Origin of the sequence: Psychromonas antarctica (genome assembly GCF_022267535.1) — a bacterium.
Lineage (GTDB): Bacteria > Pseudomonadota > Gammaproteobacteria > Enterobacterales > Psychromonadaceae > Psychromonas > Psychromonas antarctica.
The window spans coordinates 13393-32505 of sequence record NZ_JAHNZV010000018.1; the positions used below are offsets into that span (position 1 = coordinate 13393).

Annotated in this window: 16 protein-coding genes; 14 read left to right on the forward strand and 2 right to left on the reverse strand. The window is 40.4% G+C overall.

The features are described 5' to 3' along the window. Positions 1 to 111: 111 nt before the first annotated feature. The gene (sixA, locus tag KSO91_RS06760; RefSeq protein ID WP_238742201.1) at positions 112 to 588 is read right to left on the reverse strand and encodes a phosphohistidine phosphatase SixA; all 477 of its coding nucleotides are present in this window, start codon (positions 586 to 588) and stop codon (positions 112 to 114) included. A 423-nt stretch (positions 589 to 1011) separates the two neighbouring features. Between sixA and KSO91_RS06765 the strand changes: the two genes are divergently transcribed. The 14 genes from KSO91_RS06765 to KSO91_RS06830 all read left to right on the forward strand — a co-directional run bounded on the left by KSO91_RS06765 (position 1012) and on the right by KSO91_RS06830 (position 16995). Beyond that, positions 1012 to 1971, forward strand: a complete 960-nt coding sequence (locus KSO91_RS06765; RefSeq protein WP_238742202.1) for an AAA family ATPase — start codon at positions 1012 to 1014, stop codon at positions 1969 to 1971. Continuing rightward, positions 1971 to 2915 (forward strand): DUF58 domain-containing protein, encoded by a 945-nt coding sequence (locus KSO91_RS06770; protein WP_238742203.1) that lies wholly within the window; start codon positions 1971 to 1973, stop codon positions 2913 to 2915. The genes KSO91_RS06765 and KSO91_RS06770 overlap by 1 nt, the downstream gene beginning before the upstream one ends. Further along, a complete protein-coding gene (locus KSO91_RS06775) occupies positions 2899 to 3396 on the forward strand; it encodes a DUF4381 domain-containing protein (protein ID WP_238742204.1) in 498 nt (165 codons plus the stop codon). The genes KSO91_RS06770 and KSO91_RS06775 overlap by 17 nt, the downstream gene beginning before the upstream one ends. After that, complete coding sequence (locus tag KSO91_RS06780; RefSeq protein ID WP_238742205.1) at positions 3389 to 4372, forward strand: VWA domain-containing protein; 984 nt, start codon at positions 3389 to 3391, stop codon at positions 4370 to 4372. The genes KSO91_RS06775 and KSO91_RS06780 overlap by 8 nt, the downstream gene beginning before the upstream one ends. Beyond that, positions 4362 to 6257 (forward strand): vWA domain-containing protein, encoded by a 1896-nt coding sequence (locus tag KSO91_RS18045; RefSeq protein ID WP_238742206.1) that lies wholly within the window; start codon positions 4362 to 4364, stop codon positions 6255 to 6257. The genes KSO91_RS06780 and KSO91_RS18045 overlap by 11 nt, the downstream gene beginning before the upstream one ends. Then, entirely contained in the window at positions 6257 to 7945 is a 1689-nt protein-coding gene (locus tag KSO91_RS06790) for a BatD family protein (protein WP_238742237.1), read from the forward strand. The genes KSO91_RS18045 and KSO91_RS06790 overlap by 1 nt, the downstream gene beginning before the upstream one ends. Positions 7946 to 8219: 274 nt before the next feature. Beyond that, complete coding sequence (locus KSO91_RS06795; protein WP_238742207.1) at positions 8220 to 9233, forward strand: amino acid ABC transporter substrate-binding protein; 1014 nt, start codon at positions 8220 to 8222, stop codon at positions 9231 to 9233. 73 nt (positions 9234 to 9306) lie between these two features. Next, positions 9307 to 10491, forward strand: coding sequence for an amino acid ABC transporter permease (locus KSO91_RS06800; RefSeq protein WP_238742208.1), 1185 nt, complete (start codon positions 9307 to 9309; stop codon positions 10489 to 10491). Between the two features lies 1 nt (position 10492). Further along, the gene (locus KSO91_RS06805) at positions 10493 to 11572 is read left to right on the forward strand and encodes an amino acid ABC transporter permease (RefSeq protein ID WP_238742209.1); all 1080 of its coding nucleotides are present in this window, start codon (positions 10493 to 10495) and stop codon (positions 11570 to 11572) included. Between the two features lie 63 nt (positions 11573 to 11635). After that, on the forward strand, positions 11636 to 12382 hold the full coding sequence (locus tag KSO91_RS06810; protein ID WP_420830940.1) for an amino acid ABC transporter ATP-binding protein: 747 nt from the start codon (positions 11636 to 11638) through the stop codon (positions 12380 to 12382). Between the two features lie 535 nt (positions 12383 to 12917). Next, the gene (locus KSO91_RS06815) at positions 12918 to 13931 is read left to right on the forward strand and encodes an amino acid ABC transporter substrate-binding protein (protein WP_238742210.1); all 1014 of its coding nucleotides are present in this window, start codon (positions 12918 to 12920) and stop codon (positions 13929 to 13931) included. 45 nt (positions 13932 to 13976) lie between these two features. Continuing rightward, complete coding sequence (locus KSO91_RS06820) at positions 13977 to 15161, forward strand: amino acid ABC transporter permease (protein WP_238742211.1); 1185 nt, start codon at positions 13977 to 13979, stop codon at positions 15159 to 15161. Between the two features lies 1 nt (position 15162). Then, a complete protein-coding gene (locus tag KSO91_RS06825) occupies positions 15163 to 16239 on the forward strand; it encodes an amino acid ABC transporter permease (protein ID WP_238742212.1) in 1077 nt (358 codons plus the stop codon). Between the two features lie 9 nt (positions 16240 to 16248). Further along, positions 16249 to 16995 (forward strand): amino acid ABC transporter ATP-binding protein, encoded by a 747-nt coding sequence (locus KSO91_RS06830; protein ID WP_420830941.1) that lies wholly within the window; start codon positions 16249 to 16251, stop codon positions 16993 to 16995. Between the two features lie 294 nt (positions 16996 to 17289). On the opposite strand, the gene KSO91_RS06835 is transcribed toward KSO91_RS06830, so the two are convergent. Further along, entirely contained in the window at positions 17290 to 18612 is a 1323-nt protein-coding gene (locus tag KSO91_RS06835) for a hypothetical protein (RefSeq protein ID WP_238742213.1), read from the reverse strand. Positions 18613 to 19113 lie beyond the last annotated feature (501 nt).

Consider the following 19113-nt stretch of genomic DNA (forward strand, 5'->3'; position numbering starts at 1 on the left):
GCTAAAGAATGTTCCCCTCTAAAATCAGATCGATAATAATACAGTGGGTAGCTGATTGCGCTTAATTGTTGGGTCTAGTATAACAGTGCAGCACCACTCACTCGGCACTGGCTATATTTCTTTTAACTGAGAAACGGTTGTTAGGCTATGCAGACAACCAAAACCACTTGAATCGATCTCAACATGCCCGACAGTAGAGGTGGAAAATGCGGGAACTCCAGCCGCGGGGGCCAGTTCACCAACGATATACCCCACTAATGGTAGATGAGAAACAATTAATAATTTATCCACTCCCGCAGCTTGTAACGCCAAAACTTTATTCACTGTTTTATGCGCACTGCCACTTGGTGTTAAATATTTCACCGTTTGCACATTCTTTACCTCAGGGAGAAATGGTCGTACAGAATCCCACGTTTGCTGGGCTCGCAAATAAGGACTAACCAATACCGCATCAAAACAAAGATGACATTGCGCTAAATACGCGGCCATTTTTTCAGACTCTAAGCGGCCAAGCAAAGTTAATTCTCTTTTTTCATCTGACTCTGCCATCATTTCAGCTTGACCGTGACGCATAATATAAATCTGCATAGTAAACATCTCACCATAAAAAGCGCAATTAACCGCGCACAGGAAACCTAGATTGGCTTTGCCCTGCAATCTTCGTTATTAATCTTTAATTGCTGTTTTGTAAAAATAAGCTTAAAACAACAACAGCGATAAGTCCTGCAATAAAAAAAGTTTGTATGGGCAAATAATGTGTATAGCGAATAAAAAATTTTAATTTGCTTATTGTATTGGCTCATACTTAGTTGCGCTAATGTTAATGATACGTAAAAACGTCCCAAAAAACATGTGCAAAATCATAAAACATGCACAGCTCTCAAGGTTAATGCAGAAAAATACGTTTTGCAGATAAATTAATTTCCACCTTATCAGGGAACTTTTATGCCTTGAAGTTGACTATTATTAGCAGTATATTTTTACTTATCTTAATTCAAGCAGATTATAAACATGGCAAAACAACAACTTGACGCATTACGAACTTACCTTAATAAAATGATTTTAGGACAAAGCGAATTGGTAGATGGCCTATTGATTGCTTTACTGGCTGATGGCCATATTCTCGTTGAAAGCCCACCGGGACTGGCAAAAACCCGCGCGATTAATGCACTTTCAAAGGGTATCGAAGGGGATTTTCATCGCATTCAATTTACGCCTGATCTGTTACCATCAGATTTGACTGGCACTGACATTTTTCGTCAAGAGACGGGTGAATTTATTTTCGAAAAAGGCCCACTATTTCATAATTTAATTCTTGCTGATGAAATAAATCGCGCCCCTGCTAAAGTACAATCCGCTTTATTAGAAGCGATGGCCGAGCATCAAATTACCGTCGGTAAAAAAACGTACCCGTTACCGGAACTTTTTTTAGTGATGGCGACACAAAATCCAATCGAGCAGGAAGGCACTTATCCATTGCCGGAAGCGCAATTAGACCGCTTTATTATGCATCTCGAATTAGATTATCCCGATGCAGCAACGGAAAAAGAGATCTTACATCTCAATCATAAAGAGATTTTAAAAGAGACTATTGCCGAAGTAACTCCCTTATTAAATGAACAAATATTTGCTATCCGTAAAGAAATAATGACGATTAAGATTGCACCGCATTTAGAGCAGTATCTGATTGATCTTATTATCGCGACACGGCAGCCACAACGCTATGGCGCACAATTAAAGGAATGGATAAGTTACGGCGCCAGTCCGCGTGCAACGCTAGCCTTAATGCGCACGGCAAAAGCTCGGGCATGGCTTGATAATCGTGATTATGTGATGCCTGACGATATTATTAGCAATCTCTATCCAGTGCTGCGTCACCGCCTTATTTTGAGTTATGAAGCGGAGGCACAAGGGATCAATGCCAACCGTGTTATTCAAGAGATTGTCAATCAGGTAGCGATCCCAGCCTAATGAGTATAACTAAGCCCATAATCTTTGCTAATACCCCCTATATCACCGGGACGAATATTAGCCTGCAAGAATTACTCAGTTATAAGCCGCATGCAAAACTGCATCTGCATCCAGCGGCCAGCGCGGCCCATCGACAACTTGCCGGTAACTATCTGGCTAAAATTAAAGGCCGCGGCATGGAGTTTGCTGAAGTACGCCGTTATCAAGCTGGTGATGATATACGCACTATTGACTGGGCCGTCACCGCGCGCACAGGTAAAGCGCATACCAAATTGTTTCAGGAAGAAAAAGAACGCCCAGTTTTTATCTTATTAGATCTTTCCGACAGTATGATTTTTGGTAGCCAGTTTGTTTTTAAATCAGTACAGGCTTGCCATCTTGCCGCATTACTTAGCTGGCAAGCAAAGCAGCGTAATGATCGTTTGGGTGGCATTATCTTTAACCAAGAAGAGGTTGCCGAGTTAAAACCGACAGGTAGAAGCAAAGGATTAATGACTTTTTTCCACCAAAGTGAACGCTTATGTAAATCACAGCCTTTAAAACCGGTAAACAGCACACAATCCTTATTTACGCAGCTTAAACGTCTTTCCTGTTTAGTACAAACAGGCAGTCAAATTCACCTTATTAGCGATTTTTCACAACTCGATCAAAATTGCCAAAAATTGATCGCACAGATGCGCCGTCATAATCAACTCAATGCTTGGCAAATTAGCGATCCGCTTGAACGCGTTTTACCCCAAGAAGCGCTGCAAGCGAGATTGAAAATAAATAGCCTCTATGGCAGTGGATTCTTTAAACAAAAAGGCGCGTTACAACAATACCAAAATGACGCTAACGAACGCCAAATAAATGTGCATAAGTTATTTACTAAACAGGGAATCCCCCTTTATCAGTTGTCTGCGTCGATACCATTAATGGAGCAGTTCCATGTCCCCGCTCGCTAATCAAAACCCACTCGACAAACTAAACGATATAATAGCACCAATAGCGCCCAGTTGGTGGCCCCCTGCTCCCATCTACTGGTTTTTGTCGCTGGCTGTTATTATTTTACTTATTGCTACATTCTATTTATTTAGAAATTTAAAAAAAATGCAATTAACACAACAGCGACCATTATTAGAACTGCAACATTTAAAAGAGAGTAACGCTAATTTCATTGAATTGAATCAGCTGCTTAAAGGAGTGGCATTAGTCTATTTCCCTCGCCATCAGGTAGCCTCTCTGCATGGTCCATTATGGTTTGATTTTTTACAGTCTTACTCAGCGCGCCCCATTTTTGGAAAGCAAGCAACTTTTATTGCTCGACTTTACAATAACGTCGAGCAACTCTGCTCAGCGGAAGATATTACACAGGCAAAAGCGTGGATAATAGAACTTCCTAAACAGATCAAAAAACAACAAAAAGAGAGCAATAAAAATGTTTGAATTTGTTTATTTATGGCTATTTTTACTGCTCCCCTTGCCACTTATAGTTCGTTATTTCTTAACCGCCAAGAAACGTGACTACACACAAATTTGGATCCCATTAGCGCAAGGTCTAACAGGGCAGCAATCAAAGCGACAAAAGCATTCACTTAAGGTATTTATCCCCTGGCTAGTTTGGCTTTTATTATTAAGCGCATTAGCCAAACCGATCTACTTTGGAGAGCCCATTCGTCTGCAGCAGAAAAGCCGTGACTTAGTTTTATCACTGGATCTTTCCGGCAGTATGGAAGTCGAAGATATGTCCTTAAACGGACAGGGAGTAAATCGTTTAACCTTAGTAAAAGATCTCTTAAAAACCTTTATCGAAAAACGTCATGGAGATCGCTTAGGGCTTATTTTATTTGCAGATCACGCCTACCTGCAAACACCGCTAACTTTTGATCTAAAAACCATCTCGCAAATGGTTGATGAAACAGTAATAGGATTGGTCGGCCGCGGTACGGCAATTGGCGAATCAATTGCGATGGCGATTAAAGGGTTTGTGGAAAATAAAAATGAGCAGCGCGTTTTAATCCTCCTCACCGACGGGATGAATACTGAAGGTACACTAGATCCAATCAAAGCAGCCAAACAAGCCGCAAAAAACAATATTACTATATACACTATTGGGATTGGAGCAGATGAAATGGTTCAACGTACCATATTTGGCCGCCAACGTATTAATCCCTCAGCCGATCTCGATGAAAAGACGTTGCAGGAAATTGCTAAACTCACAGGTGGTCAATATTTCCGAGCTAGAAACCAACAAGAGCTGCAAAATATCTACCAAAAAATAGACCAATTAGAGCCTATTGATAGCGACTTTTTAGAGTTTCGCCCCGAAAAAAATCTTTTTTACTGGCCATTAGCGACGGCTATTATGCTGCTATTTATGTTTGCCCTCTCGGCCAAATTAAGAGGTAATTATGATGCCTGAAAGCATTTTTCTCCCCTTAGAATTTTTACGACCTCTGTGGTTATTGGGATTAATCGTTGTTTTTTTATTTGCAATATTGCGCCATCAAAGGTCTAAAAAAGATACCCCACAACATTTAATAGCAGCGCATTTAAGTAAGCACTTAGTTAGCTCCCCAGATAACCTAAAAACGCAGAAAATCACTTTTAATCTACTCGCGATTATTGCTTGCATTACATTAGCGGGACCAAGCTGGCGCAGCTTAGAGCAGCCTGTTTATGAGATGGAAAAAGCACAGATTATTGCCTTGGATCTTTCTTATTCTATGTATGCAACAGATATCAAGCCGAACCGCTTAAGCTTGGCAAAATACAAAGCGATTGATCTTATAAAAAAATGGAGTGAAGGTGAAAAAGCACTGATCGCCTACGCAGGAGATGCTTTTACGATATCTCCTTTAACTCGCGATGGTAATGCCATTATCAACCATATTCCACAGCTTTCGCCAGAGATAATGCCAGTAACAGGTGCGCGCACGGATCTCGCATTAGAAAAAGCGATCGCTTTGCTAGAAAACGCTGGTTATACAAAGGGCCATATTGTCTTTATCACTGATGACATTGATCAGCAAACGTCACAAAAAATGCTAAAACGGTTAAAAGGCAGCGACTGGGTCGTGTCTGTTTTAGCGATGGCGACCGTGCAGGGGGCGCCGATAAAATTAAACGATGGCAGTTTGCTTAAAAATAAACAAGGTGAAATTGTCCTACCCAGACTAAATACGCAACCTTTATACACTATCACTCAGGCTAGTAATGGACTGTTTTTAACATACAGTAATAACAGTCATGATATAGAACAATTAGCCACTTTTTTTACTCTAAAAAATGCGCAAAAAAAAGAGAGTGGGCAATCGGGGCAGAAGCAGTTTGCAATAGATGATGGTTATTGGTTGGCGTATTTACTGCTGCCACTATTCTTATTACTGTTTAGAAAAGGTATTTTTTACATACTTGTATTAGGTGTGATCATGCCTTTTTCCAGCCATAATGTGCAGGCATCGATTTGGAAAAACCAACAACAAAATGCTTTTCAGGCATACCAAGATAAAAACTATAAAGTAGCAACTGATCTCTATCAGACCCCACTTGCAAAAGGTAGCGCTTTATACAAAAACAAACAGTATCAACAGTCACTTGATGAATTCACCCAAGCAACCGTTAACCATCCCAATAATGCCAACGCTTTTTATAATCAGGGTAATGCTTATGCACAATTACAGGAGTTCGATAAAGCGTTACAAGCATACCAACAGGCACTGAGTATCAATCCTGATTTGCAAGCGGCACAAGAAAATAAAACATTAATTGAAGAACTGAAAAAGCAGCAACAACAAAAAAACGATCAGCAGAAAAGCGAGCAGCAGAAAAGCGAGCAGCAGAAAAGCGAGCAGCAGAAAAGCGAGCAACAGAAAAGCGAGCAGCAGAAAAGCGAGCAGCAGAAAAGCGAGCAGCAGAAAAGCGAGCAGCAGAAAAGCGAGCAACAGAAAAGCGATCAGCAGAAAAGCGAGCAGCAGAAAAGCGAGCAGCAGAAAAGCGAGCAGCAGAAAAGCGATCAGCAGAAAAGCGATCAGCAGAAAAGCGAGCAGCAGAAAAGCGATCAGCAAAAAAGCGAGCAACAGAAAGCCGAGCAACAGAAAAGCGATCAACAAACTGAAAAAGAAAAACAAGCAGCTAAACGTCAAAAAATGGAACAAGGCAACCAAGAGTTAGAAAACTTACCTAACTGGTTAAAAAACATGCCTGATGATCCCTCTTTATTATTGCGTAATAAAATGCGTCTAGAATATCAAAAAAGAGCACAATCCCAACCTGTCAAGCAAGAAAATAACGGAGATATCTGGTGATGCAAATAAAAAAAACAAGCGTTATAGCCCTATTTATATCACTTTTTTTAATATCAAACGCTTGGGCAACATCCGAGATCCAAGCTTCAGTGAGTGATAATCAGGTATCATTAGGAGATCAATTTATATTAACCATCGATCTCAACGACAGTGATTCAGACTTTCAATTAGACACTCGACCATTAGAGCAAGACTTTACCGTTTATCGGCCATCACAAAACCGCAGCAGTAAGTATATCAATGGAGAGTTTAGCCAGCACACACAATGGCAAATAACGCTGCAGCCTAAGAGCATCGGCGAGTTAACCATTCCCCCATTAAAACTGGGGACACTGATAACCAAAGCGATAACAATATCAGTCAAAAATGCTTCAGATAAAGCAACAAAGACGCCGGATAATCAAGTCTTTATGGAAAATAGATTAGATAAAAGCAGCGCTTATCTCGGTCAACAACTTATATTAACCACGCAATTATTTATCTCACAAGAAGCGAACGAATTAGCACTGCTTGCACCGGAATTAGCAGGAGCTGATATTAAGGTTTATGGGCAAGATAAAAAAGGCCAGACTATCCGCAACGGCATACGTTATCAGACAATTACAAGGCAGTTTGAGATAAATGCCAAGCAAGCGGGTCAATTTACAATAAGCTCACCATTACTCAGGGGGAGCTTGCGGGAAGTTGTGAGCGTAAGTGATTGGCATAATCGAATAATTGCTAAACCAATCAATATTCGAGGCGACAGTTTAGATGTCGAGATAAAAGCAAAACCGGCAACCTATCAAGGAGAGTGGTTGATTAGTGAAGATGTGCGCCTGTTTGAAGAGCCAGCATTAAACCAGCAAACTTATCATGTGGGTGAACCGATCACCCGTAATATCACTCTGCAAGTCGCTTCAGTCGATTCCGATAAACTGCCCACAATAAAATTTAACTACCCTAAATCATTACGTTTCTATCCCGACCAAGATCAAGTAAAAGAGGGACAAGCCAACGGATTGACCTATGGGGTCCGCAGCCTACGCCATGCGATTATCGCCAATCAGGCGGGAGATCTTACTCTGCCGGAAATAAAACTGCCTTGGTGGAATAGTCAAACAGATAAACAAGAATTTGCGGTTTTACCCGCACAAAAAATCACTATATTAGCCGCCGAAAAGAGTCAAAAAGATGTCCCCATGCCCTCTCCCGCGACGCCGATCATTCCCGAAAAGCAGCTTCCTGAAGCTGTCGTGGTTGATAACCCAAGCCTAATCTACTGGCAAATTGCTGCAATTTTATTACTGCTCGCACTTATTCTACTGTTTTTTTACCACCTCTCATTTCGACGTTCTCAGGTATTAAAAGCAACCGCCCAAGTACCAGCGCCCTTGGATAACGCCTATTTAAGTTTGCAAGAGGCACTCAAAAAACGAAATGCACAGCTGACTTATCAAGCGCTCTTAAACTTTGCACAAAGTGAGTTTCCAACGCTAACGCGACTTACTCAACTGGTACAATACAGTAACTTAAGTGCTTCGGAGAAAGCCGAATTGTTATATGAAATAAAACGCTTAGAAATGGCATGCAGCAATCCTTCCATTAACTGGAGTGCAGACCCACTGTCATTATTAATAGAAAAACACAGACAACAAAAAAAGAACCAATCAGCAGATAATATTATGCAGTTAAATCCGCAGAAATAAGCACCCTGTAAGGCCTCTTCACCCACCAATTTGGCGCACCAAGTCAGTGCGCTGCGCACCATAAACCAGTTTATATGGCAGCCAACGGAGATAAAAAAAAACGTTGGCCACACCCTCAAGGCATAAATAAAAAACCATAACCAATTGAATAAAAAGCAATTAAATATTTTCCTTTAGCAAAAAACCAAGTTGGCTCGTTATTTGCGATGCACTCTGTAGCCATTTCATTATTTACCATGAAATATAGAGTAGTAACCTAGCTAAGGAAATTAACATGAAATTTACAAAAATTGCTTTATTACTAAGCTCAACCGCACTACTGCCTAATCTCGCGTCTGCAGGCACACTAGAGCAAGTACTTGAAAAAGGGATAGTCAGTTGTGGTGTCTCAACGGGCATTCCTGGTTTTTCTAGCGCCGATTCAAAAGGAGTTTGGGAAGGACTCGATGTTGATTTTTGTCGATCTGTTGCAGCCGCTGTACTTGGTAGTGCTGATAAAGTTAAATATATTCCACTAACAGCCAAAGAACGTTTTACGGCTCTGCAAAGTGGAGAAGTAGATCTACTGTCACGTACCACAACGTGGACGGCAACACGTGACACTTCTTTAGGGTTAAATTTTGCTGGCGTTAACTACTACGATGGCCAAGGTTTCTTAGTTAATAAAAAACTAGGAATCACTTCAGCTAAAGAATTGAATGGAGCAACTTTTTGTATTCAAGCGGGGACAACGACTGAACTTAATCTGACCGATTATTTTAAATCAACGGGTATGGAATATAAAGCGGTTACCTATGACACATCAGGTCAGACGATCGATGGTTTCAAAAAAGGCCGTTGTGATGCAGTAACCTCTGATGCATCACAATTATATGGCTTAAGACTTAAAATGGACGATCCTAATTCTGTAATGGTGTTACCCGAAATAATCTCAAAAGAGCCTTTAGGCCCGGCTGTTCGCCAAGGTGATGATGCTTGGTTTAATATTGTCCGTTGGACGCTGTTCGCAAGCTTAGAAGCGGAAGAGCTAGGTGTTACATCAAGCAATGTGGATGCAATGCTTAAGTCTAAAAACCCAAGTGTAATGCGCCTACTAGGTACGACAGGTACTGCGGGTGAAAATTTAGGTTTAAAAGCTAACTGGGCATACACAATAGTAAAAGAGGTCGGTAACTATGCTGAATCTTTTGATAAACATGTCGGTAAAGACTCTCCACTAGGTATTAGTCGTGGTTTTAATAAATTGTGGAACCAAGGCGGGTTAATGTATCCCATGCCAATTCGATAAACTTTATCTTCTGAGGGGGTGCTAAACACCCCTCTTTTTAAAGGCTTATTCTGAATACTAAAGGTTCACTATTATGAAAGACTCGCAACGCGCTCCCAGTTCCCATGTATTACTCAATAGCAGCGAAAAACGATCCGTTATTTACCAACTCTGCGCTCTAATATTAGTTTTTTTATGTGCCTACTATTTCACGACTAATATGTTTGAAAATATTGCCAAGAGAGGAATAACGACGGGTTTCTCTTTTTTAAATGAGACAGCCGGTTTTGGCATCAGCCAGTCATTAATCGCATATAGTGATAGCAGCTCTAACTACTTAGATGTATTTGTGGTTGGCTTATTAAATACGTTAATGGTTTCTGTAATAGGCATAATTATCGCCTCAATATTGGGGTTGCTGCTCGGTATAGGTCGTCTATCCTCTAACTTTTTAATCTCAAAGATGTCTCTGGTTTATATCGAGACATTTCGTAACATACCTATCTTATTACAAATCTTATTTTGGTATAACGTGGTCCTCGCTGCACTGCCAAGCCCGCGTAATAGCTTAGATTATCTTGGCTCTGTATTTTTAAATAACCGCGGTTTACAGTTACCCGAGCCTATTTTTGAGTCCGGCAGCCTAGCTATCCTAATCGCTTTTTTACTTGCCTGTGTCGCCGTTATATTTCTAAGTAAATGGGCGGTAAAACGTCATAACTTAAGTGGTGAAGAATTTCCTTTAGTGAAAGTATCACTCGCCATACTCATTCTTTCACCTCTGCTGGTTTATTTTTTAAGCGGACAACCTATCAGCGCGGAATATCCCATACTAAAAGGGTTTAACTTTCAAGGTGGACTGAATGTTCTTCCTGAATTTATGGCCTTGGTTTTTGCTCTCAGCATCTATGCTGCGACCTACATAGCTGAAGCAGTACGTGCAGGAATCCAATCCATCGCTAAAGGACAAACAGAAGCAGCGGAATCGCTCGGGCTAAAAAAGAGCATCGTACTGCGCAAAGTTATTCTACCACAAGCACTTCGCGTGATTATTCCGCCGGTTATCAATCAGTATCTCAACCTGCTTAAGAATTCATCGTTGGCAACCGCCATCGGTTATCCCGAAATAGTCACCCTATTTTCCGGTACAACCTTAAATCAAGTTGGCCAAGCGGTTGAAATTATATTAATGACGATGGCGGTGTACTTAACATTCAGCATACTTATTTCTCTGCTGCTGAATTGGGTAAATGCAAAAATGGAAATTAAAGGAAGATAATATGGCAGTTTATACGCTTAAAGAAGCACAACCCGCACCTTCCTCCAACAGAGGCCTGTTTTTTTGGCTGCGCGAAAACCTATTTTCAGATATTACCAATAGCTTCTTCACACTGCTGGGATGCTACATTATCTATCTTATTGTTCCGCCGTTAATTGACTGGATGATCATTGATGCAACTTGGACGGGAACCAAAGAGGAGATAGTCAAGTCGGGTGCCAGGTGGATTTTTATTATCGAAAAATTTGATCAGTTTATGTACGGTTTCTATCCAGAAGCGTTGCATTGGCGCCCCAACCTAGTGCTATTGCTCTGTGCTGCTTTTATTGTCGCGATGAAATATGTCCAGCATATGAAGATTAAAATAGCCATGATCCTCTTACTACCGGTTATCTCTTTCATACTTATCAGTGGCGGCTGGTTCGGTCTTGAAACCGTTGAAACTGAACAATGGGGCGGATTGATGCTCACTATGATTGTCGCAGCGGTCGGTATTATTGCCTCATTTCCACTGGGCATTGTATTAGCATTAGGGCGTCAATCACATATGCCGATTGTAAAATCTTTGTCGGTCGGCTTTATAGAGTTTGTTCGTGGCGTGCCCTTAATTACTATCTTATTTATGGCTTCAGTGGTGTTGCCGTTATTTTTCCAAGATGGTATCGATTTTGATAAATTACTGCGCGCATTAATAGGTATCACACTCTTCCAATCAGCTTATATTGCCGAAGTGGTTCGAGGGGGATTACAGGCTATTCCCAAAGGACAATACGAAGCAGCAGATTCACTGGGCTTAGGTTATTGGCAAGGGATGATTTTAGTTATTTTGCCACAGGCACTTAAAATATCGATTCCAAATATTGTTGGCTCATTTATCGCGTTATTTAAAGATACGACACTGGTTTTAATTATTGGGCTGTTCGATGTTTTGGCGATGGTTACACTGACCACTAGTGATACTAACTGGTTAGGGTTTGAAGTTGAGGGGTATGTTTTTGTCACAATGATCTACTGGTGTATCTGTTTCAGTATGTCGCAATACTCGAAATCAGTTGAACGTAAATTTAATACTGAACATTGATAACCACTATAAGCAATTTTAAATGGCCATTTGTTTAATCAGAGGGGCCTAAAAGGAAATGTCATGTCTGCACAAGAAAATATGATCACAATGCACAAAGTGAACAAGTGGTATGGTGATTTTCACGTACTTAAAGATATTAATTTAACCATTAAAAAAGGCGAAAAAGTGGTGATTTGCGGCCCATCGGGATCAGGAAAATCAACCACTATTCGCTGTTTAAATCATCTTGAAAAGTTCCAAAAAGGCACCATCACAATCAATGGTACAGAGCTCACAGATGATATAAAAGTGGTACGTCATATCCGCGCAGAAGTAGGCATGGTATTCCAACACTTTAACCTGTTTCCACATCTTTCGGTGCTAGAAAATCTTCTTTTAGCTCCGACTTGGGTGCATAAAAAACCGCGTAAAGAAGCAATTAAAACAGCGATGTATTACCTAGAGCGGGTAAAAATTGCAGATCAGGCAGATAAGTATCCGAATCAATTATCGGGTGGACAACAGCAACGTGTCGCTATTGCTCGCTGTTTATGTATTAACCCTCATATTATGTTATTCGATGAGCCGACTTCGGCATTAGATCCAGAAATGGTATCAGAAGTACTTGATGTCATGGTTGAATTAGCCGATGAAGGGATCACGATGATCTGTGTAACCCATGAGATGGGGTTTGCTAAAAAAGTCGCCGATCGTGTTATCTTTATGGATGCTGGGCAGATTATTGAAGAAAATGAACCACATGAGTTCTTCGATAACCCACAATCGGATCGTTTAAAAATATTTTTAGATCAGATCTTATCGCACTAATCAATACTGTTTTCAGATAAAAGGCTAACTTGACAACAAGCTAGCCTTTTTTATGCGTATCAATCCCCCCCCCTGCGGTTGAAAACACAGCGATGCACACTGCTATCAGCATTGCGGGCGATCAGGCAATATAATCTGTAGGGGAGCCTCGAACAAACGTAATATCAATCAGCAAGCCGCTTCAGCAGTCTCTCTTGATAAACGACTCAGTATAAAATATCTTCCCAAAAGTATTACGTCGCAGCATTCGCTAGGAGAGCCAACATTAAAGGAGCTAAATGCTTGTGGCATTTATACACCTGCAAATAATCCTCTATCAGTCCTCAGACTGCGCCTGATGTTGGTCTTCGAGTTGAGTTTTGACAATATATATTGAGCGCTGACGAGACTATGGTGTAGACGTTAAGCACATTCCATTTTAGAGGCATTATCAATATAAAAAACACAAAAAACATTGCCCCGTTATTTGTACTATTCTTATTGGTGATTTCACTGTTAAACAAAATCATAATATAACCAACACAAGGAAATTAAGATGAAAGTTAATAAAATAGCTTTATTGGTCGGTCTTACTGTACTTATTCCTAACTTATCTTTCGCAACAACACTCGAAAAAGTGATTAAAAAAGATGTGCTTCAATGTGGTGTATCAACGGGTATTCCGGGCTTTTCTTCAACTGATTCGAAGGGAGTATGGAAAGGCTTAGATGTTGACTTATGCCGTTCAATTGCAGCAGCCGTGTTAGGTGACGCAGACAAAGTAAAATATATTCCTCTTACCGCAAAAGAACGTTTTACCGCACTGCAAAGTGGCGAAATTGATGTGTTAGCCCGTTCGTCTACTTGGACAGCATCCCGTGATACCTCCCTCGGCCTTAATTTCGCAGGAGTTAACTACTACGATGGGCAAGGTTTCTTAGTTAATAAAAAACTCGGAATCACTTCAGCTAAAGAGTTGAATGGAGCAACATTCTGTATTCAAGCGGGGACTACTACCGAGCTTAATCTGACTGATTATTTCAAATCAACGGGTATGGAATATAAAGCAGTTACCTATGATACCTCAGGTCAGACTATTGATGGCTTCAAAAAAGGTCGCTGTGATGCTGTGACTTCAGATGCCTCACAATTATACGGCCTACGCATAAAAATGGACGATCCTGAATCGGTGATGGTTTTACCCGAAATCATCTCCAAAGAACCATTAGGGCCGGTGGTGCGTCAAGGTGATGATGGCTGGTTTAATATCGTACGTTGGACTCTATTTGCCTCATTGGAAGCAGAAGAGCTCGGCGTCACATCAAGCAATGTACAAGCAATGCTTAAATCTAAAAACCCAAGCGTTATGCGCCTATTAGGCACAACGGGTACTGCGGGTGAAAACTTAGGCTTAAAAGCTGACTGGGCTTATCAAGTAGTGAAACAAGTAGGTAACTACCAAGAGTCATTTGATAAACATGTAGGTCAAAATTCACCACTAAAAATAGAACGTGGTATTAACAAGTTATGGAATAAGGGTGGATTAATGTACCCAATGCCGATCCGATAAACACATGCAAGGGGGCCCCCTAGTCCCCTTCTTTAAAGGCTTGTTATGAATAAAAAAACTCATCAAGACTCAGCGCTCGGGTTTTTAAATAACCCTCAACATCGAGCCATTATCTATCAAATAATGGCATTGCTATTGGTTTTTTTCTTAGCCTATTATTTCACTAATAATATGTTTGATAACGTTGAAAAACGCGGTATTAACACTGGCTTTTCTTTTTTAGATAATGTCGCGGGCTTTGGTATAAGCCAAACCCTAATAGCCTATAGTGATAGCACATCAACTTACTATGATGTCTTTATAGTCGGCATACTAAATACCTTGCTAGTCGCTGTTATTGGGATTATTTTGGCTTCGGTGCTAGGGCTATTAATTGGCATCGGACGATTATCAAAGAACTATTTGATTTCTCGACTATCACTTGTTTATATTGAACTGTTTCGAAACATCCCAATTTTGTTGCAAATCCTGTTTTGGTATAATGTCGTCCTCGCAGCCTTACCAAGTCCTCGGCAAAGCTTTAACTATTGGGATGCTATTTTTTTAAATAACCGCGGTCTACTATTACCTGAGCCACTTTTTGAAGCCGGTAGCAGCGCTATCTTGATTGCCTTTATACTCGCTATTATTAGCGTATTCTTTCTCAGCAAATGGGCAAAAAAACGTCACATATTAACGGGTGAAGAGTTTCCGTTAATTAAAGTGTCCCTAGCCATTTTAGTTATTTCTCCCGTTCTGGTGTACTTTATGAGTGGCCAACCTATCGGTGCTGAGTATCCGGTGCTTAAAGGATTTAATTTCAAGGGCGGGCTAGCTATCATCCCTGAATTGTTAGCCTTAGTATTTGCACTTAGTATCTACACTGCAACCTACATCGCAGAAGCAGTGCGCGCAGGCATTGAATCTGTGCCCAGTGGCCAAAAGGAAGCAGCAAAATCACTGGGTCTAAAAGAACATGTTATTTTAAGTAAAGTCGTTTTACCACAAGCCTTACGCGTGATTATTCCACCGGTTATTAACCAATATCTAAATCTGGTAAAAAACTCCTCATTAGCAACTGCCATCGGCTACCCAGAAATTGTTACTCTGTTTTCTGGGACAACATTAAACCAAGTAGGTCAGGCCATTGAGATAATTTTAATGACTATGGCGGTTTACCTTACATTTAGTCTCGTTATTTCAATGGTGCTGAACTGGGTCAATTCAAAAATGGAAATTAAGGGGAGATAGCATGGCGGTTTATACAATTAAGAAAGCTGAAAAAGCGCCTTTAGCAAGTAAAGGCGTGCTGCTCTGGTTACGCGTGAATTTATTCTCTGATGTGACAAATAGCCTCTTCACACTATTGGGATGTTACTTTATCTACCTCATTGTTCCGCCATTAATCAATTGGATGATTATTGATGCTACTTGGAGTGGTACAAAAGAAGAAATTATTAATGATGGCGCCCGATGGATTTTTATCTTCGAAAAATTTGATCAGTTCATATATGGCTTCTACCCAGAAGCACTGCATTGGCGTCCTAATTTAGCTGCTTTGATATCGATTTTTTTCATATTATCCATGAACTTTATCTCCAACCTTAAAATCAAAATAGGACTAATACTCGTTTACCCCATTATCAGTTTTGTTCTCATCTCAGGAGGTTTCGGTCTGGAGATAATACCGACTGAAAAATGGGGGGGGTTAATGTTAACTATACTGGTGGCTGCAGTCGGTATTATCGTATCATTTCCGATCGGTATTGTATTAGCTTTAGGTCGCCAATCTAAGATGCCAATTGTACGCACCTTATGCATCGCTTTTATTGAGTTTATTCGTGGTGTACCACTTATCACCATTCTCTTTATGGCATCGGTCATTTTGCCCCTTTTTTTCCATGATGGAATTGAATTTGATAAGTTACTACGCGCTCTAATCGGAATCACTCTTTTTCAAGCTGCGTATATTGCAGAAGTTGTTCGTGGTGGCTTACAGGCCATACCTAGAGGGCAATATGAAGCGGCAGATTCATTGGGATTAAGTTATTGGCAAGGAATGATTCTAATTATTTTGCCACAAGCCCTTAAAATATCGATTCCAAATTTAGTCGGTTCTTTTATTTCGCTGTTTAAAGATACCACGCTGGTTCTTATTATTGGCTTATTCGATGTACTCGCCATGGTCAGCCTCACCAATAGTGACACCAATTGGCTTGGCTTCGAGGTCGAGGGATATGTCTTTGTTACTATGATTTACTGGGTGTTCTGTTTTTCTATGTCGCAATACTCTAAATCAATTGAACGCAAATATAATACTGAGCATTAAGGAAATATCATGTCAGCACAAGAAAATATGATCACAATGCAAAAAGTAAACAAGTGGTATGGTGATTTTCACGTACTTAAAGATATTAATTTAACCATTAAAAAAGGCGAAAAAGTGGTTATTTGTGGCCCTTCAGGTTCAGGTAAATCGACCACCATTCGTTGTTTGAATTACCTCGAGAAGTTTCAGAAAGGAAAAATCAACATTAATGGCACCGATCTCATTGACGATGTTAAAGTAGTACGCCATATCCGTGCGGAAGTTGGCATGGTATTCCAACACTTCAACCTATTTCCGCACCTTTCAGTGCTAGAAAACCTCCTTTTAGCGCCAACCTGGGTGCATAAAAAACCGCGCAAAGAAGCTATTAAAACAGCCATGTATTATCTAGAGCGGGTGAAAATTGCAGATCAGGCAGATAAGTACCCCAATCAATTATCAGGCGGGCAGCAGCAACGAGTCGCCATTGCACGCTGTTTATGCATTAATCCCACTATTATGTTATTCGATGAACCGACCTCGGCATTAGATCCAGAAATGGTATCAGAAGTCCTCGATGTCATGGTTGAATTAGCCGATGAAGGGATCACGATGATCTGTGTAACCCATGAAATGGGGTTTGCTAAGAAAGTCGCCGACCGCGTTATTTTTATGGATGCAGGGCAGATCATTGAAGAAAACGAACCACACGAGTTCTTTGATAACCCACAATCGGATCGCCTAAAGCTGTTTTTAGATCAGATTTTATCGCACTGATCTGGTATGTAAAAAGGTTAATGCCCAGCAAGCACTAACCTTTTATTATTTAACCTCCGCTGACGTTATGAAAGCGTAATAATCTTTAGTATCATGAGGTTGAAAAATTCATCACCTACGGTATTGATAATTACACTGAGTTAATCGCAAAAACGTCGCACCATATTGATTTACTTTTCCTCTCAGCTGAGGTTATTTACTTACTATCGATTATATTTATCCCTCTGCGCTTAATTAAGTGGGCAAACATTTAACCCGTCAGATTGATTGAACAGATATTTATGAAAATGAATATTAATCACTGATGCTAATATTGTCTATCATTAAAACCACTCCGCGTTGGTTGCCCCAATCAGGCAGAATTGCAAAGGGTGTATTGACATTAGTAATATCAAGATTCGATCCCGGTTGGTTAATTAAATCCGCTAATCTAATTTTATAGTGTGTCCAGATATTGAATGGCGGTTTTTTTATTGAGTACTCACCCGAGCTACAATTTTCAAAACAGTCCATCTTAATTGATAATCCCCCTTCCTCACGCGGATCAAAGACTAGCTTTAGATCGAATTCAAGATAATTATATTCGGAGTAATCTATGCCTCTACTGCTTTCAAAATATGCAACGCCCTTGCTGGTCGAGTAGCGAATACGTGTAACCATACCTTGGCCTTCATCTATCTGAGCCTTCGCAGAAATACTATCATACTGAGCATATGTCCTTAGAAGGTAGGGTTGAGCAACATTATCTGCATAAATAGTAATAATTCTTCTTTCTTTTGCTTTTAATTTTTCTTTAGCTATTTGCGCGCGTTTAGCTGCTATAATCGCCTTCGCTTCTGCTAGCGCCTTCGCTTCTGCTAGCACCTTCGCTTCTGCTCGCGCCTTCGCTTCTGCTCGCGCCTTCGTTTCTGCTAGCACCTTCGCTTCTGCTAGCACCTTCGCTTCTGCTAGCACCTTCGCATCTGCTCGCGCCTTCGCTTTCGCTATCGCCGCCATTACTTTTGGATCGTTCTTAATGACGAGACCTGTGACCTGCTTTTTGGCTTTCTGTTTTTTTTCAGTACAAAGCTTTGATGCAGAAGTAGAACTTAAACAAAAATCTTGCAATACCGTATTAAGACCATCAACACATTGTTGGAATGATTTCACCACTGCATCTGGAACATCCGTTTTTGTATAAACAGGCATTGCTTGCATCACGTTTCCCTGACGAATAGATATTGTTTCAGCAGCCAAAAAACGAGCGAATAAATTTGCCTTATAGAAAATATCGCCGTGTTTAGATGCCTCGGCAGTATATTCATAAATTTTTCCGATATTTTTATCGTGAAATACCAGTGTCGCAGACTCGCCGGGTTTAATCCCATGCGGTAACCAGGATTGCGTACCTTCTTGTAATCCGCCATCTTTGATTTCTACTTGAAAATTATAAAACACAGAAAATCCCTCGCTAGTGAGGTGATCACTATTTTTATAGTTTAAAATACAAGCTGAATCACCTATATTTTGCACTACCACCTCACTATTACCATTTGCTTCATACGCAAGTGTCTCTGCATCTGCGATTACTGAATATGTGATAAAGCTTAAAGCCGCTATTAAAATTTTACATTGCATATTTTATAATATTCCTTTTTTTAAATGCGAGAATCCGTTAACTGCTTTTGTCCAAGTCAAAACCGGGGAGACTTAACCTCACATTTTTTTAAATTAGCCAACCACCCGCACCAAAAGTAAGCGCTTACTTTAACGTCAAAAAAAACACTAAATAAGTGCAAAACACCCAGTAAAGTATACCTATTTAGGCGACAGATAAAAGTGAGTTACCGCACATAAGTAAGCGCTTTCACAAGAAGAGTCTGAAACTAACGGAAACGAGAAGAAGGCGCACACAAGACTCTTTGAGGCTAAGCCCCTAGAGCAGGCTAAATTCGACTCATCTGCATCCTTATAAATATCAATGTCAATCCACCAGGCTTCAATTTTTCGCCGAGCATTTTATTGCAATTTTGCATATTGAAGTAACATAGGTATATATTCTTTTGTTGAATTATTGCGTTTACGTAACAGTAAAAGGAGCAATCCAACTGACACCCAGATCCGATATCTGCTGCACAA

What these genes read in the sequence shown, in the direction of transcription:
- sixA (WP_238742201.1), bottom strand. Translation starts at nt 588, where the DNA reads ATGCAGATTTATATTATGCGTCACGGTCAAGCTGAAATGATGGCAGAG.
- KSO91_RS06765 (WP_238742202.1), top strand. Translation starts at nt 1,012, where the DNA reads ATGGCAAAACAACAACTTGACGCATTACGAACTTACCTTAATAAAATG.
- KSO91_RS06770 (WP_238742203.1), top strand. Translation starts at nt 1,971, where the DNA reads ATGAGTATAACTAAGCCCATAATCTTTGCTAATACCCCCTATATCACC.
- KSO91_RS06775 (WP_238742204.1), top strand. Translation starts at nt 2,899, where the DNA reads ATGTCCCCGCTCGCTAATCAAAACCCACTCGACAAACTAAACGATATA.
- KSO91_RS06780 (WP_238742205.1), top strand. Translation starts at nt 3,389, where the DNA reads ATGTTTGAATTTGTTTATTTATGGCTATTTTTACTGCTCCCCTTGCCA.
- KSO91_RS18045 (WP_238742206.1), top strand. Translation starts at nt 4,362, where the DNA reads ATGATGCCTGAAAGCATTTTTCTCCCCTTAGAATTTTTACGACCTCTG.
- KSO91_RS06790 (WP_238742237.1), top strand. Translation starts at nt 6,257, where the DNA reads ATGCAAATAAAAAAAACAAGCGTTATAGCCCTATTTATATCACTTTTT.
- KSO91_RS06795 (WP_238742207.1), top strand. Translation starts at nt 8,220, where the DNA reads ATGAAATTTACAAAAATTGCTTTATTACTAAGCTCAACCGCACTACTG.
- KSO91_RS06800 (WP_238742208.1), top strand. Translation starts at nt 9,307, where the DNA reads ATGAAAGACTCGCAACGCGCTCCCAGTTCCCATGTATTACTCAATAGC.
- KSO91_RS06805 (WP_238742209.1), top strand. Translation starts at nt 10,493, where the DNA reads ATGGCAGTTTATACGCTTAAAGAAGCACAACCCGCACCTTCCTCCAAC.
- KSO91_RS06810 (WP_420830940.1), top strand. Translation starts at nt 11,636, where the DNA reads ATGTCTGCACAAGAAAATATGATCACAATGCACAAAGTGAACAAGTGG.
- KSO91_RS06815 (WP_238742210.1), top strand. Translation starts at nt 12,918, where the DNA reads ATGAAAGTTAATAAAATAGCTTTATTGGTCGGTCTTACTGTACTTATT.
- KSO91_RS06820 (WP_238742211.1), top strand. Translation starts at nt 13,977, where the DNA reads ATGAATAAAAAAACTCATCAAGACTCAGCGCTCGGGTTTTTAAATAAC.
- KSO91_RS06825 (WP_238742212.1), top strand. Translation starts at nt 15,163, where the DNA reads ATGGCGGTTTATACAATTAAGAAAGCTGAAAAAGCGCCTTTAGCAAGT.
- KSO91_RS06830 (WP_420830941.1), top strand. Translation starts at nt 16,249, where the DNA reads ATGTCAGCACAAGAAAATATGATCACAATGCAAAAAGTAAACAAGTGG.
- KSO91_RS06835 (WP_238742213.1), bottom strand. Translation starts at nt 18,612, where the DNA reads ATGCAATGTAAAATTTTAATAGCGGCTTTAAGCTTTATCACATATTCA.